Origin of the sequence: Puniceibacterium sp. IMCC21224 (assembly GCF_001038505.1) — a bacterium.
GTDB lineage: Bacteria > Pseudomonadota > Alphaproteobacteria > Rhodobacterales > Rhodobacteraceae > Puniceibacterium.
Map to the genome: position 1 here is coordinate 52,737 of NZ_LDPY01000006.1, position 14,440 is coordinate 67,176.

Sequence of the window (14,440 nt, forward strand, 5' to 3'; positions counted from 1 at the left end):
CGCCCTGCGACGGGCATTTCAGGGATTTTTTCCTTGCGACCGAAGTCGCGATATGAATTCATGCACCTGTAAAACTCCCCCGTTATATCGGGGCGGTCAAATGCAGTTTTGGAGGAAATGATTATGAATATCACCTATTTTGGCACCAATAGCGATTTCCTTTCGGATGGATTTTTTCAGCCCGGTGATGGGGACCTTGATGTCATCAGCGCGTCCAGTACGGAAATCGTGGTGCGCAATCCGGATACCGGGGTGCTGACGACCCTGACCGGGACGGGTTTTGCGCTTCAGAACGGCGAACCCGCCGGTGGCACGATCACCAGCATGACCATCCGCGAAGGCACGAACACCCTTGCCACCTTTAGCAACATCGCCTGGTCTCTGGTTGCATTTGAACAAGCCGCTGTCGCGGCAACCGAGGACGATAATTTTGCCCCGCTGGGCGCGCTGATGTCGTCATCGGGGAATATCATCATCGACGCCAGTGGTGCGACCGATCCGTTCGAGATGGACGATTTCGAATATTTTTCGCAATTCCTGACCACGTCGGTGATCCTGACCGGGACAGGGGGCGACGATGAGCTGATCGGCGGCAACAACGCCGACACGATCAACCCCGGCGCCAATGACGGCTATGACCGGATCCACGGCACCCAGGGCAATGACACGATTGTCTTCGGCGGGGCCGACAGCAACAGCTATTACGAGATCGAATATGATCGCGTGGCGGGGCCGCTTACCGTGACCGCAGATACCGGCGCGGGCAGCGTCAGCGTTGTGGGGGCGGGCTTTACCGACACTTACCAGAATGCGGCAGCGGCCCTGACCGCGCCGGATGGCGGTCTGGGGATTGTCGGATCGCGGGGCAATGACGCGTTCAACATCACCACAGCCCTTGGCACCTGGATCACGATTGGTGGCGGTGCGGGGCGCGACGTCTACAACCTGACCCTGAACGAGAGCATGCGGCTGTTTTTTAACTGGGATGGGGTCAACGGGGCCAATCAGGGTCTGGTGATGAACCTCGCCACCGGCGTGGTCAGCAATGACGGGCTGGGCTTTACCGACCAGATCAACGTCAGCGGCCCTGCCCGGCTGGAAATCCGCGCCACCGATTTTGCCGACCGTCTGACCGGCAGCGACCGCGACGAAAGCTTTATCACCGAACGGGGCAACGACACCGTGGACGGCGGCGGCGGGTTCGACCGCGTGCGCTATGACCGCAGCGGAGTGGATGCGGTTACGGTCGATCTTGTCGCAGGCACCGCCACCGGCACCTGGGACGGCTTTGGCTTTACCGATACGCTGACCAGCATCGAATATATCCGTGGCTCGCGCTACGGCAACGACGTGATCCTGGGAACCGGCGCGGACGAACGGTTCGAAGGCGAGGGCGGCAACGACAGCCTCGTCGGGCGCGGTGGCGATGACCGGCTTGAGGGGGATTCAGGCAACGATACGCTGATTGGCGGCGACGGGCGCGACCGGCTTGATGGCGGGGATGGCAATGACCTGCTCGACGCTTCGGGCGGGGATGCCGCGACACAGGGGTATGGTGACTACATCCGCCCCGGTCTGGGCAGCGACACCATCCTCGGCCATGCCGCACTTTATGCAAACGATGCCGGACTCGACATCAGCTATGGCCCGCTGTCGGGCATTGGCGGGCTTACCATTGTTGTTGGGGCCAACGGCACCGGCACCGCTGTCAGCGGGACGGCAGGCGCTGTGAACGACACCTTCACCTATGCCAATTATTTCGAAGGCTCCGGCGACGGCGACCTGATCACCGGCTCTGACGCGGATCATTACGAAGGCTATGCGCCGCTGGGCGGGGCCGACACGGTCCATGGCGGCGGTGGCTTTGACGAGCTGAACTACAGCTACGAGGCCGAATACTATGGCGGCAATGGCAGCGGCATCACGGCCAACATGGGGGCCGGCACGGTGATCGACACCCAAGGCTTTACCGACCGCTTTAGCGGGATCGACCAGATCCGCGGCTCGGCCTTTGCCGACAGCATGGCGGCGGGCGGCGTTGCCGGTGGCGTGCGGTTCTATGGCGAGGCTGGCAATGACACGATTGTCGGCGGCGCGGGCGATGATTACCTGAACGACGGCGCAGGCAACGACAGCCTGACCGGCGGGGCCGGCAACGATTTCTTCGTGAACGAGGGCGGCACCGATGTCTTTGACGGCGGGGCCGGGGTCGATACGCTGTTCACCGATGTTACGGGCACGGCCGCCGACGCTTATACGCTTGTCGCCAACCTGACCACGGGCGAACAATACGGTCTGGAGTTTGCCGACCAGAATGTCGACACGCTGGTGTCGATCGAAAATTACCAGCTGGTCGGCCTGGTCTCGGCGCTGGTGACCGGGAATGCCGACAACAACCGCCTGACCACGGATGCGGGCGACGACACCATCACTGGTGGTCTGGGCAATGACACCGTTGATGCCGGGTTTGGCACGGATACCGCAGTGCTGGCGGTGAACCGCACCGACGCCACCGCGACCGAACAGACTGACGGGTCGATCCGCATCGTCTCTTCGCAGGGTACGGATATCTTTGTGGCTGTGGAGTTCTTTGAATTCAACGACGGCACGGTGGCTGCGGCAGACCTGTTCGAGGAAGAGGAAGAAAGCAACGATGCCCCCGGCGAACTGGTCCCCGGCACCGATGGTGACGACACGCTGACCGGCACCGCCAACAACGACACGGTGGCGGGGGGCGCTGGCAATGACACGCTGAACGGCGCAGGTGGCAACGACAACATCTCGGCCTCGGATGGCGATGATGTGGTTGATGGCGGTGCGGGCAACGACAGTATCGGCGGTGGCACCGGCAATGACACCATCCTTGGCGGATCGGGCAATGACGTCATCGGCGCGGGTCAGGGTGATGACGATGCCGATGGCGGCACCGGCAATGACGTGGTCAACGGCGGCCCCGGTAACGACACGCTGATCGGCGGCGAAGGCGACGACACCATGGGGGCCAGCTTTGGCAATGACCGGGTCGAGGGCCGTGGCGGCGACGACAGCCTGGGTGGCGGTACGGGCCGCGACACCCTGCTGGGCGAAGGCGGCGATGACGCCATCGGCGCGGGTGAGGGCAACGACAGCGTGGATGGCGGCGCGGGCAACGACTTTCTTGCTGGCGGCGGGCGCAACGACGTGGTGCTGGGTGGCACCGGCAATGACACGATCAATGGCGGCGCGGGGAATGATACACTCGATGGTGGCACGGGATCGGATGTCTTTGTGTTCAACGATTTTGTCAGCGGCGAAGTCGACCGGATCCTGAATTTCGAGGATGGCAGCGACAGTTTCCGCATGACCGGGATTATGAACGCACCGGGCACCGGGCTTCAGGGCCGGGTTGATGCGTTGAACATCACCGATGTCACCATCGAAGGCGAAGCCGGGGTCAGCATGACCTACGCGGGTCACGAGATCCTGCTCACCGGCGTCAGCGCCGCCGCTCTCGGGGTCGAGGACTTCACCTTCCTCTGAAGAACTTTGCCCGGCCGTCAGGCATGTCCGGCCGGGCAAAACAATCGTGCGTCCTATTGTGGACCGGTATTTTGCGCCAATTCATAAAACGATCAATTGACTTGGATCGCGGCCTATTCCTTTCTGGAGGCGTTGAAGCGCGAATCTTTTGGAAGGTATATTGAAATGGCAGATATTCAGGAAACCACCGACGCTCTGGGCAGTCTGGGCACGCAATACATAATTTCACCGGGCGACAGGTTTCTGGGGGATATCTCGCCCAGCGAAGACCGCGATTTTCTGCGTGCCGATCTGGATCTCGGTTTTGGCTATTTCTTCCGGATGAGTGGCGCAGGCGGGGCAGGCAGCCTGAACAGTAATTTCCTGAACCTGTTCAACGACGCAGGCGCCTATTTGAAAAATTCCGGAAACAATAACAGCCAGACAGCAATTCTGGACGTGACGCCGTCAGAGACGCAAACGTATTTCATTGATGCGAACCCCGTAGGCAGCCCCACCGGAAGCTATCAGCTGGAACTGATCCAGGAGATTGCCAACGGGTTGACCACCAACGTGATGCTGGGGGGCGGGGAAACGATATTCAGCCAGATTGACTACGATGGGGACCGTGATTTTTTCGAGGTCGAGCTTGAGGTGGGGTCGGGCTACTTTTTTCGGATGAGCGGCGCAGGCGGGGTTGGCAGCCTGAACAGCAACTTCCTTAATCTTTTTGATGACGCAGGCGCCTATTTGAAAAATTCCGGAAACAATAACAGCCAGACAGCGATTCTGGATGTTTCGCCGTCAGAGACGCAGACGTATTTCATTGATGCGAACCCCGTAGGCAGTCCCACTGGCGCATACAAAATTGAAATGATTGAAGAAATTTCAAATTCCTTGGCCACGGATTCGACCCTTGCAAACGGTCAACTGGTCGAGAGCAGCATTGACTACGACTCTGACCGGGATTTTTTCGAAATCAGCCTGAATACCGGGGTCAGTTACTTGTTCCAGATGGCTGGTGATGGCGGGGTTAGCAGCCTGAATAACAACTTCCTGAATCTTTTTGATGGCGCGGGCGCTTTCCTGGATGATTCGGGAAACAACAACCAAACGGTGGCGTCGATTATCTACACGCCCACCGTCGCGGGAACCTATTATTTGGATGCCAATCCAGTGGGTAGCCCCACCGGCGACTACAAGATTGGTTATATCGAGGAAGTGTCCAACACCTTTGGCAGCGCCACGGTCGAGCTGAGCACCACAGCCCCCGTCGTCAGCGAACTGGATTACGAGACGGATATCGACGTGTTCCGCATGACGCTCGAGGCCGGGGCGATTTATACCGTCACGATGGCGGGTGACGGCGGCCCCGGTGCCATCGGGCGCACCGATATGCGAATCTATGACGGTGACCGCAATCTGCTGCGCGACGTAGACACAAATACATCCTCGAACGACATCACCTTTCTGGCCAATGAGGGCGGGCTTTATTACGTTGCCGTTGGGTCGAATTTCAGCGGCACCTACAGCCTAAACCTGACCTCATCCTCGGGCACTGGCGGCAACGATACGCTGATCGGGACCGATGGCAGCGACACCCTGCTGGGGCTGGGCGGCGATGACCGGCTTGAGGGCGGTGACGGCAATGACCGGCTAGAGGGCGGTGCTGGCGATGACGGTCTGCTGGGCGGCGATGGCAATGACACGTTGCTGGGCGGTGACGGCGACGACAACATGGCCGCGTCAAGCGGCGATGACAGTCTGCTGGGCGGCGCGGGCGACGACCAGATGGGCGGCGGTCTTGGGGATGATACGATGGACGGCGGCGCGGATGATGACCGCATGGGCGGTGGTCAGGGCGATGACGTGATGTCGGGCGGTGCCGGCGACGATACGGTCAACGGCGGCGCGGGGAATGATGTCCTGGATGGCGGTGCCGGCAATGATGTGATGGGCGCGTCCTTTGGCAATGACACCGTGACGGGCGGTGATGGCAATGACGACATGGGCGGCGGTGCTGGCCAGGATGTGATCGAGGGCGGTGCCGGCAATGACAGCGCTGGCGGCGGTGAGGGGAATGATACCATCGACGGCGGCAGCGGCGACGATTTCCTTGCTGGGGGTGGTCGTGACGATGACATCATGGGCGGCACTGGCGATGATACGATCAACGGCGGTGCTGGCAACGATACCATGTCGGGCGGCAGCGGCGCGGACGTCTTTGTGTTCAACGCCTTTGCGGCTGGCGAAGCCGACCTGATCACCGATTTCGAGGATGGCAGCGACATGTTCCGCATGTCCGGCGTAACCGGAGAGCCGGGGTCCGGCCTTCAGGGGCGGGTCGACGCGCTGGGGATCACCGACGTCACGCTGGACGGGCAGGCGGGGGTCAGCATGAGTTATGATGGCCAGACAATCACTGTTCTGGGGGTTGCCGCTGCGGATCTGGGGCTTGAGGACTTCAGCTTTTTCTAAGGGGGCAGGCCTATCCGGCCCGCTTTGGAGGGGGCACCAGAGACTGACTGAGCAGCGCCTGCATCCGGTCGCGCAGGGTTGGGCGTAACCCCTCCGGCGCGGTCGGATAGCCAAAGGTGTCAAAATCGCCGCCATAGATCCTGCGGATCCGGTGCAGGGTCTGCGGGCGGATGAAGTTACGGTAGCCAAAGGCGTGATCCGCCACATGGCGTGCCTCGACCTGACCCAGATACCCCTTGTGCCCGCGCTCGGTGACTTTGGTGCGGTTCATCGTGCGGGGCTGGAATTGCAGATCCAACTCAGCCGCCAGCGCGGTCATCTCTGAGTCAAAGTTTTCCAGATGCAGGATGTGGTCATACCGGAACCCCGGCATTCCGACCATAAAGGGCGGGATCTGCGTATCCCAATGGCCGTTGATCGGCTGGCGCGGCTGCGGTCGGGTGGCGTGCAGGTGCGCCACTGTGTCGAGGAACTGTTCAAAGCTCATTATATTGTTCTGCGTCTGCGCCCCGTGCAGATCGCAGAAACTATCGTGCAGCGCCTGGGCAAACACCTCTAGATCGGCGCGGACCCGCAGTTTTTTGCCGTTATAGAGACAGAATTTGTTGAAATAGGCGCTGATCACCCGGGTTGCCGGATGGCGCACCAGAATGACCGATCGATAGCCGCGCTGCCGGATTGCCGCCAGACAGATTTGGTGCGGCTGACTTTGAGTGTGAAAGAACTTCTTCTGTTCCGGGCGTTCGGGGATGTTCTCGGCCAGGATGTTGAACAGCGTGGTGCAGGCCGCCTTTTGCGACCAGAAGAACACGGTTTTGCGTGTGTCGTCGATATAGCCGCGCCAGCCCATGCCCGTTTGTTTCCGCTTGCCCGTTTCTGCGCGTCCAGCATAGGGCCGCGGGCGGGCCTTGGCCAGCGATGGCACGGCAGATGCGGGGTGTTTGTGGCTTGCCTGTGGCGCAGGGGGATGCGACACCATCCGGGCATCAAGGGGCGCACAAACGCATGAGCAGAACGGTTTTCTTGCATATCGGCATGCCGAAATGCGCCACGACCACCATCCAGGATTATCTGAAGGACAACACCGACGCCCTGCGCACGGCGGGGCTGCATTACGGTTTTCACCCCGACGACACGACAACGGATCAGGGCAATTGTGCCCTGTTGGTGGCCGCGCTGTACGGCGAAAAATTTGACCGGGTCGAGGTGTTGCTGGATCATCTTCTGGACGGTGACGGCGATGTCATCCTGTCGAGCGAGCTGTTCATCGGTCTGGGGCGCAGTCTGCTGGGGCAGCGTCTGATCCAGAGCATCCGCAGCCGTGGCTTTGATGTGCGGATTATCTGCTACATGCGGCGTCAGGATCTGTGGATCGAATCCGACTATAAACAGCATATCAAGGGCGGCGGCCCCTGGCTGGACGATATCCAGACGCTGATGGACTTCCGCGCTGAGAAAAAGGTGCTGAACTATACCTGGGCGCTCAAGACCTGGGCCCGCTACATTGATGAATCCGCGATTATCGTCGAGCCGCTGGTGCCCGGCCGACCCGAGGATGCTGCGGTGCGCCGCTTCCTGATCCATGTGGGCGCCACAGCGCTGGCGGCGGGGCCGATCACGGTGACCTCAAGCAATGTCAGCCCGCCCACTGGGCTGATCGAACCGGCGCGGTTTCTGAAACGGGCGTGGCTGCATCGGGGGTTGTCGCTTGAGGCGGCGACTGTCCGGATTCATGAATTTTTCGACACCGCGCCCGGCGTGATCGAGGTGCCGCAGCGCCGCTTTCTGCTGCCGCATCGCAAGCGGGCCCGGCTGGTGCGCATCCATGCACGGATCAATGCCGCTCTGGCGCAGGATTTTCTGGGCGGGCAGGCGCCCTTTGAAGATGTGGTGCAGGAGGATGCCGCCAGCGAAGTGGATCTGGCCCAGGAGGCGGGCGATCTGCTGGCGCAGTACCTGTTGGCAACCGAGGCGCCGTCGCGCTACCGCGACCTTCTGCAAAGCGGTTTGCGCCGGGTGTCGCGCAGCCTGCCGCGCCGCAGCTGAGCAGAGCTGTCGCGGCGCAGGGATCACATATTGATAATGTCGCGGTGATAGCGGCGCAGCAGCATCAGGCCAAGCGCCAGAACCGCCCCCGACACCGTAAACACAAACAGCGGTGACACATAAGACGCGTCATAGGTGGCATAGATCCCCGCGCGGGTCTGACCCACCACATGCACCAGCGGGTTCCACCACAGCCAGTCCTGATAGGGCTGTGGTACGGTGTCAAACGTGAAGAAAATGCACGAGATCAGGAACAGCGGCCGGTTCAGGATCGCCCAGGATCGTTCCCACAGCGGATAAACCGACAGCAGATAGCAGTTCAGCGTGCCGATTGATATCGCCAGACTGAACGCCATGGCATAGCCTAGGGCGATACTGGGCAAGTTCAGAATCACATTAAGGTCAAAGGCCTGGATGATCCCGGCGAACAGGATTGTGGAAATCAGGATCTGGGTAATCACGTTCAGCAGCACCCGCGCGATCAGCGCATCGACAAAAGTCACACCGGGATAGAACAGCAGCGGCTTGGAAAACCGCACTGCCACCGACACCTTGCCATGCAGGTCCATATAGGCACTGAACGGCAGGATGCCCGAGGCAAAGAACAGCGCAAAATTGGTACCAATGCTGGGAGAGCGGAATCCAAAGGCGAACAAAAAGCTCATCAATGCGATCCCGGCCACTGGTTCGAGGATGGCCCAGAGATACCCCATGAACGACCGCCCGTAGGTGGTGGACATCTCGCGCAGCATCAGGGCGACGATCACCCGCAACGTCACGAAATGCCGCGGCGGGCGGGCCGCGCGGTTGGGCAAGGGGGGGGGGGCACTCAGGTCGGTCATCACGATGACTGGCATAGCGCCTTCCGGTTTGCTAGGACAGCCCTAACGCAGACCCATCTGCGTGGTAGTGTCGGAGAGTTCTGAGTTGGAAGACGCAAAGCAGGTTCAGCAGGCCGCCCCGGGCGCTGCTTCGACGACATCACCCGCCGAGAAGGCCGCGGCACCTGCGCCCAAGCCGGGTCCCGCGCCCGCGCAACCCGGAGCGGCAGCGGCCAAACCCGCCGCAGGCAAGCCTGCCCAGCCGGCGGCCGCCAAACCTGCCCCGCCCGCTCCGACTGCTGCGAAACCGGCAAGTCTGCCGCCACCCGCACCCTATGCGACCCCGCGCAAACGGCACTGGATGTTGCTGCTGGTCTTTGTGATCTGGGTGCTGGCACCGATGGCCGGGGTCGGCTGGTATCTCTACACGGTGGCCAAAGATCAATATGCCAGCCATGTCGGTTTTTCGGTACGCACCGAGGAAATCGGCTCGGCGATCGAGCTGCTGGGCGGCATCACCCAACTGTCGGGGTCCAGCTCCTCCGATACCGATATTCTGTTCGAATTCATCCAGAGCCAGCAGATGGTTCGCGCTATCAACGCCGAACTGGATCTTGCCGCGATCTACAGCGCGCCTGAGGATCCGTATTTCGGTCTTGGGGATGACACGCGGATCGAGGCGCTGGCCGAGTACTGGCAGCGCATGGTCAAGGTGTTCTACGACCGTTCCAGCGGGCTGATCGAGGTGCGGGTTGTGGCCTTTGACCCGGTCAATGCACAAAAGATCGCGCGGGCGATCTTTGCCACCAGCAGCGCGATGATCAACCAGCTCTCGACCATCGCGCGCTCTGACGCCACCCGCTATGCCGAAGAAGAGCTGGAGCGCGCCCAGGAGCGGCTCAAGGCGACGCGCCAGGCCACCACGGCGTTTCGCAACCGCACTGGCATCATCGACCCGCAGGCCGACATCCAGGGCCAGATGGGTGTGGTCAACGCCTTGCAAAGCCAGCTTGCCGAGGCGCTGGTGTCGCGTCAGACCCTGCTGGACAGCGCCACCAGCGCCAGTGATCCGCGGGTGACGCAACTGGATGGCCGCATCGAGGCGATCCGCAAGCAGATCACCGCCGAGCGCAGCCAGTTTGGCGGTGCCAGCGGACCCGCGCCCGGAGAAGCGGTCGGGGATGGCACAAGCGAGTCGGCCTATTCCACCCTGCTAGAGGAATACGAGTCGCTGGAAGTGGACCGTGAGTTCGCTGAAAAAAGCTTTTTGTCGTCGCTGGCCGCACGGGATGCCGCGGTGGCCGAAGCACAGCGGCAGTTGCGCTATCTGGCCAGTTATATCGACCCGACTTTGGCTGAAACCCCGGAATATCCGCGCCGGATCGAGCTGCTGCTGATTATCGGCGGCATCCTGTTCCTGACCTGGTGCGTTGGCGCGATGATCTATTATTCGCTGCGCGACCGGCGGTGAGGACAGCCATGGTAACGGCAACGGCGGCGGGTCACAAAACGGATTTGGGCAGATGATCGAGTTGCGCAACGTCAACAAGACGTATGTGATGGACGGCCGCCGCAAGGTGGTCGCCGACAACCTCAACGTCATCTTTCCAACCAGGACCGCCGTGGCGGTGCTGGGACGCAACGGCGCAGGAAAATCCAGTCTGCTGCGCATGCTGTCGGGAGCGATGGAGCCTGACAGCGGCGAAATCATCCGCACTGGCACGATCTCATGGCCGGTGGGGTTTGCAGGCAGTTTTCATCCGGATCTGACCGGCTTGCAGAACACCCGCTTTATTGCGCGGGTCTATGGCGTGGATTCCGACGCGCTGGTGGAATTTGTCGCCGACTTTGCCGAGCTGGGCCAGCATTTCAACCTGCCGGTGCGGACCTATTCCTCGGGAATGAAATCGCGGCTGGCTTTTGGCGTGTCGATGGGGATCCCGTTCGATACCTATCTGGTGGACGAGGTGACGGCGGTGGGCGACGCGTCGTTTCGGCACAAGAGCGAGGCCCTGTTTGCCGCCCGCATGAAAAACAGCGCCGCCGTGATGGTGACCCACGCCCTGGGACAGGTCAAACGCCTGTGCAAACACGCCTCGGTGCTCGAAGAGGGCATCCTGCATTACTATGGCACCGACCTCGACGGCGCGATCGAGCATCATACAGAGCTGATGAAGGTGCGCTGAGGGGGGCGCGCCATGAATGCGCCGAAACCTTGGGTCGTTTGTCCATGCAAGGTCTGTCGTGGCTTACTTATCGCTAACCTGCTGACGTCGTTGCGACGCCTCAAACGGACACAAACTAGGGCTTTGGCCCTGGCTCCTTCGGTAAATATCTCGGTTTTTTATACGGTGCAGGCGACCTGTTCCGGCAGGCGGTTGTCGTAGCCGAAGGTTTCGAGCAGGGCCTGGTTCTGCGGCGCATAATGGCGTTCGATCCGCGCGGTGCGAGTCTCGGTGCGGCCTGAATCCGTATCACCTGCGTGGTGAAAGGCGGCGCGGAACATTTCGCGAATTTGTTCGGGTGGTATGGCGGGGTCCTGCATGGCGGCGGCAATGCGGTCACAATCCTCGACCCGCAGCGACGGGTTGGCGTGGTGATGCGGGACTGTCCAGTTCAGATCGGGCAGCGGCGTGCCGGGCCGCTGCAGTAACCCGGTCATGACCGGGCGGATCTGACTGTGCGGCGCGAGGACCACGGGTGTGGCGGGGAACAGTTTCTGCCAGTTGGTCAGGAACACCGCCGGGCGCAGCGATTCCGTCCGGCGGGTGGCAAAGGCGTGAAAATCCTTGCCGCCATAGGGTTTGCGGGTTTCAAGAAAGCTCTCGAAATGTTGCTTCATGAATTGCGAATAATCGCTGTAGAAGAAGTCGCTGAACGGTCGCAGAAAGGCCACCACCTGCACGTCGATCCCGGCGGCTTGGGCGGCCTTGGACAGTTCCAGCCCGGTGCGGGCCTTGGAATACAGATCCTCGTGGCTCAGCATCACTGTATGGATGTCCCCGGCAAAAAGCGCCTCAAGCCGGGCGGCGTCAAAGACGCTTAGGTCCGGGGCATTGCCGGGATGGTCGTCACCGTCATAAGGATAACGGATGCCCGCGCCCTCAAGGGTGTCGCGGTTTTGCTGCATCACCCGTTGCAGATAGGTCGATCCGCACTTGGGGGACCCGATGTGCAGGAGGATGCGGCGCTGGCCCGCGCCTTGCGGGTCTAATCTGCGGGTCAGCCGCCGTGCCAGCCGGTCAATCATCACCTCGGGCGGCAGGCCCAGTTCGGTCAGGTCGATCTGGCGTTCCTGCGCGGTGACGGGGGCGGCGGTCCAAGCCTGCGACAGCGCAGCGGCGATATCCGGTGCTGTCGGTGGCGCTGACAGGATCGCGGGGCTGAGGCGGCTCAGATCCTTGGGGCCAAAGCTGTTGGTCACCACCCGCACGCCCGAGGCGGCCATTTCAATCGGCGGATGGCTGGGATGCGGCGAATACATCAGCGACAGACCCAGATCGGTGTTCAGCAGGAAGGGGGGGTAATCCTCCATCGGCAGCTTGCCCTGCGAGTCCAGCAGCAGCCCGTTCGGCATCTTCAGCGGCGCATGTGGCAACCCGACTGAGACCAGTTCGATATCGTCGGGGCCAAGGTTGTGTTCACGCACAAACATCGCCAGCGCCTCGACTGCGGTGCCGTACATGTTGCGTGGCACTTCGGGACGGCCATAAAGCGCCAGTCTGCGCGGCCCTGTGCGATCGGGGCGCGCCCCGCTGGCATAGCGTTCGACGTTGATCGAGGGGTGAAAGGCCAGCGCGTCCGGCGTGGCAAAGTCAAAGCCGCGTTCGGCGAAATAGTCGCGCAGCAGGGCGGTGTTGAACACCGGCTCAAAGTCAAAATGATAGCTGGCCATGGCGTCGGCATATTCCACGCCCCAGGCGTAGAAATTCGGCTCAAAATCCTGAATCAGATACCAGAACCGGGTCTGAGTATAGCCAAAGTCGCGGATCAGCCCGTCGGCCAGATGCGCGCTCCACCAGGCGGTGGCCAGAAACAGATCGTCTTTGTGGGCGGGGACGGTGCCGTCCTTGACGCCGCAATGCAGCGATACGCGACCCTGGGCACCGCTCTCGGCACCTGCTTTGCTCAGACGGTGCAGCAGAAAGGCACGGCTGGTGCCGGGGGACGAGATCGGCAGGTCGGTGGCGATGAACCGCACGTGGTGCCCGCGCGCCGCCAGTCCCAGCCCGATATCGAGTGCTGTGTTGATGCCGGCAAAAATCTCGGAGGGGTTCAGCGTCGGGACCAAGATGGTCAGTGCAGGGCCGGGGGCGTCGAACCCGGGTTCCCAGCGGCGCACCTTGCGGATGTCGATCTGGCCTTCGTGGTTGTGCGGCTTGATCTTTTCGCGGGTGGCAATCTGCGGCGGGCGCGGCCGCACACCGGGCGACATCGAATAAAGCCGTGTGTCAAAGGCGTCGATCGCGGCGTTGAGCCCCGGTCCCAGCGCCTCGCGCAAGGTCCAGACGTTGCGCCCGGCGCTGACAACCATAAAGCCAAAGGCGATCCGCGCCAGCGTCATATGCCCGGTCAGCGCCAGTTTGATACAATCGCCCAGATGGCTGCCCCAGCCGCGCATCCGGCGCAGGAACGGGCGCAGCGGCGCGGTTCGGGCCTGATCTGGGGGCAGGCGTCCGTCATCCACCGCCTCGACCATGCGGTTTTGTGCCGAATGCGCCAGGAACCGGGCCAGGGCATAGCCCGCCGCCTCGCGTCGAACCCACATGGCATCGGGCAGGCAGCGGCCCGTGTTCTTGCCATTGCGCAGATAGCCGGCCTGCCGGTCTACAGCGCCGATAGCGTTCGCGCCGTGCTGGCGGTAATCGACCAGCGGCGCCTTGATCAGTGCGACCCCGCCGGTGGCGGCAGCAATCAGGCCAAGCCAGAGGTCGTGATAGTAATGCACGCCCGACTGCGCCGGGAACGGCACCGCGATGCGCGCGACCCGCGCCCGCGCCAGCAGCGTCATGCCGGTGATGTTGTTGCGATAAAGCAGCCCGCGCAGCCCCGGATTGCGGTGCCGCCGCTCGAACCGGAACATCGATGGCTGGAGTTGCGTGGTGCCGTCGCCAGCCACCAGCCGTGCGTCGCTGTGCACCATCTGGGCCTTGCTCGATTGCAGCACCGCCACCCCGCGCGCCAGCCGGTCCGGGTGCCAGATGTCGTCCTGATCCGACAGGGCGATCAGGCAGGTGTCATCGTCCAGCCCCTCGGCGTCGATCAGCCGCAGCACTTCGGCCAGCCCGGCCTCAAAGGCGCGCACCGCGTCCAGTTCAACGTCGCTGGGCACCAGATGTACGGCGATCCCGGCCTCTTGGGCGGTCTGGGTCATCAGATCTTCGGAGTGGGTATCGGCGATGACCGCGATCAGCCGCAGGGCAACACCGGACTGCCCGGTAATCGAGGCAATCTGCGCCGCCAGATGCGCAGGATCGGGCCGGAACACGGCCAGAACAACAAAGACGGTCGGCGCCATATCCGCAAGCGCGTCAGATGAAGGTACAGTCTTGTGCGACATCGGTTACTGCGCGTCCCTGGTCGCCCCGTGCACCACT

The 14,440-nt window shown here is 62.0% G+C and carries 8 protein-coding genes; 5 read left to right on the forward strand and 3 right to left on the reverse strand.

The features are described 5' to 3' along the window. The first annotated feature begins 123 nt into the window (after nucleotides 1-123). Together IMCC21224_RS28375 and IMCC21224_RS28900 are read left to right on the forward strand one after the other, a co-directional pair. Nucleotides 124-3,519: a calcium-binding protein gene (locus tag IMCC21224_RS28375; RefSeq protein WP_047998312.1), complete on the forward strand. Its 3,396-nt coding sequence runs from the start codon at nucleotides 124-126 to the stop codon at nucleotides 3,517-3,519. A 165-nt stretch (nucleotides 3,520-3,684) separates the two neighbouring features. Beyond that, nucleotides 3,685-5,976: a calcium-binding protein gene (locus tag IMCC21224_RS28900; RefSeq protein WP_156178434.1), complete on the forward strand. Its 2,292-nt coding sequence runs from the start codon at nucleotides 3,685-3,687 to the stop codon at nucleotides 5,974-5,976. Nucleotides 5,977-5,986: 10 nt separating this feature from the next. Here the strand turns inward: IMCC21224_RS28900 and IMCC21224_RS25280 are convergent, their stop codons facing one another. Beyond that, nucleotides 5,987-6,955, reverse strand: a complete 969-nt coding sequence (locus tag IMCC21224_RS25280; RefSeq protein WP_082135467.1) for a sulfotransferase family 2 domain-containing protein — start codon at nucleotides 6,953-6,955, stop codon at nucleotides 5,987-5,989. 26 nt (nucleotides 6,956-6,981) lie between these two features. Here IMCC21224_RS25280 and IMCC21224_RS25285 point away from each other — a divergent pair, with 26 nt between their 5' ends. Continuing rightward, on the forward strand, nucleotides 6,982-8,022 hold the full coding sequence (locus IMCC21224_RS25285; RefSeq protein ID WP_047998313.1) for a hypothetical protein: 1,041 nt from the start codon (nucleotides 6,982-6,984) through the stop codon (nucleotides 8,020-8,022). Nucleotides 8,023-8,045: 23 nt separating this feature from the next. Here IMCC21224_RS25285 and IMCC21224_RS25290 read toward each other — a convergent pair whose 3' ends face one another. Beyond that, on the reverse strand, nucleotides 8,046-8,879 hold the full coding sequence (locus tag IMCC21224_RS25290; protein ID WP_231582232.1) for an ABC transporter permease: 834 nt from the start codon (nucleotides 8,877-8,879) through the stop codon (nucleotides 8,046-8,048). Nucleotides 8,880-8,949: 70 nt separating this feature from the next. Here IMCC21224_RS25290 and IMCC21224_RS25295 point away from each other — a divergent pair, with 70 nt between their 5' ends. Beyond that, nucleotides 8,950-10,314 (forward strand): sugar transporter, encoded by a 1,365-nt coding sequence (locus IMCC21224_RS25295; protein ID WP_047998314.1) that lies wholly within the window; start codon nucleotides 8,950-8,952, stop codon nucleotides 10,312-10,314. 52 nt (nucleotides 10,315-10,366) lie between these two features. Further along, the gene (locus IMCC21224_RS25300) at nucleotides 10,367-11,029 is read left to right on the forward strand and encodes an ABC transporter ATP-binding protein (protein WP_047998315.1); all 663 of its coding nucleotides are present in this window, start codon (nucleotides 10,367-10,369) and stop codon (nucleotides 11,027-11,029) included. 158 nt (nucleotides 11,030-11,187) lie between these two features. Here the strand turns inward: IMCC21224_RS25300 and IMCC21224_RS28760 are convergent, their stop codons facing one another. After that, entirely contained in the window at nucleotides 11,188-14,403 is a 3,216-nt protein-coding gene (locus IMCC21224_RS28760; RefSeq protein WP_231582233.1) for a glycosyl transferase family 1, read from the reverse strand. Between the last annotated feature and the right edge of the window lie 37 nt (nucleotides 14,404-14,440).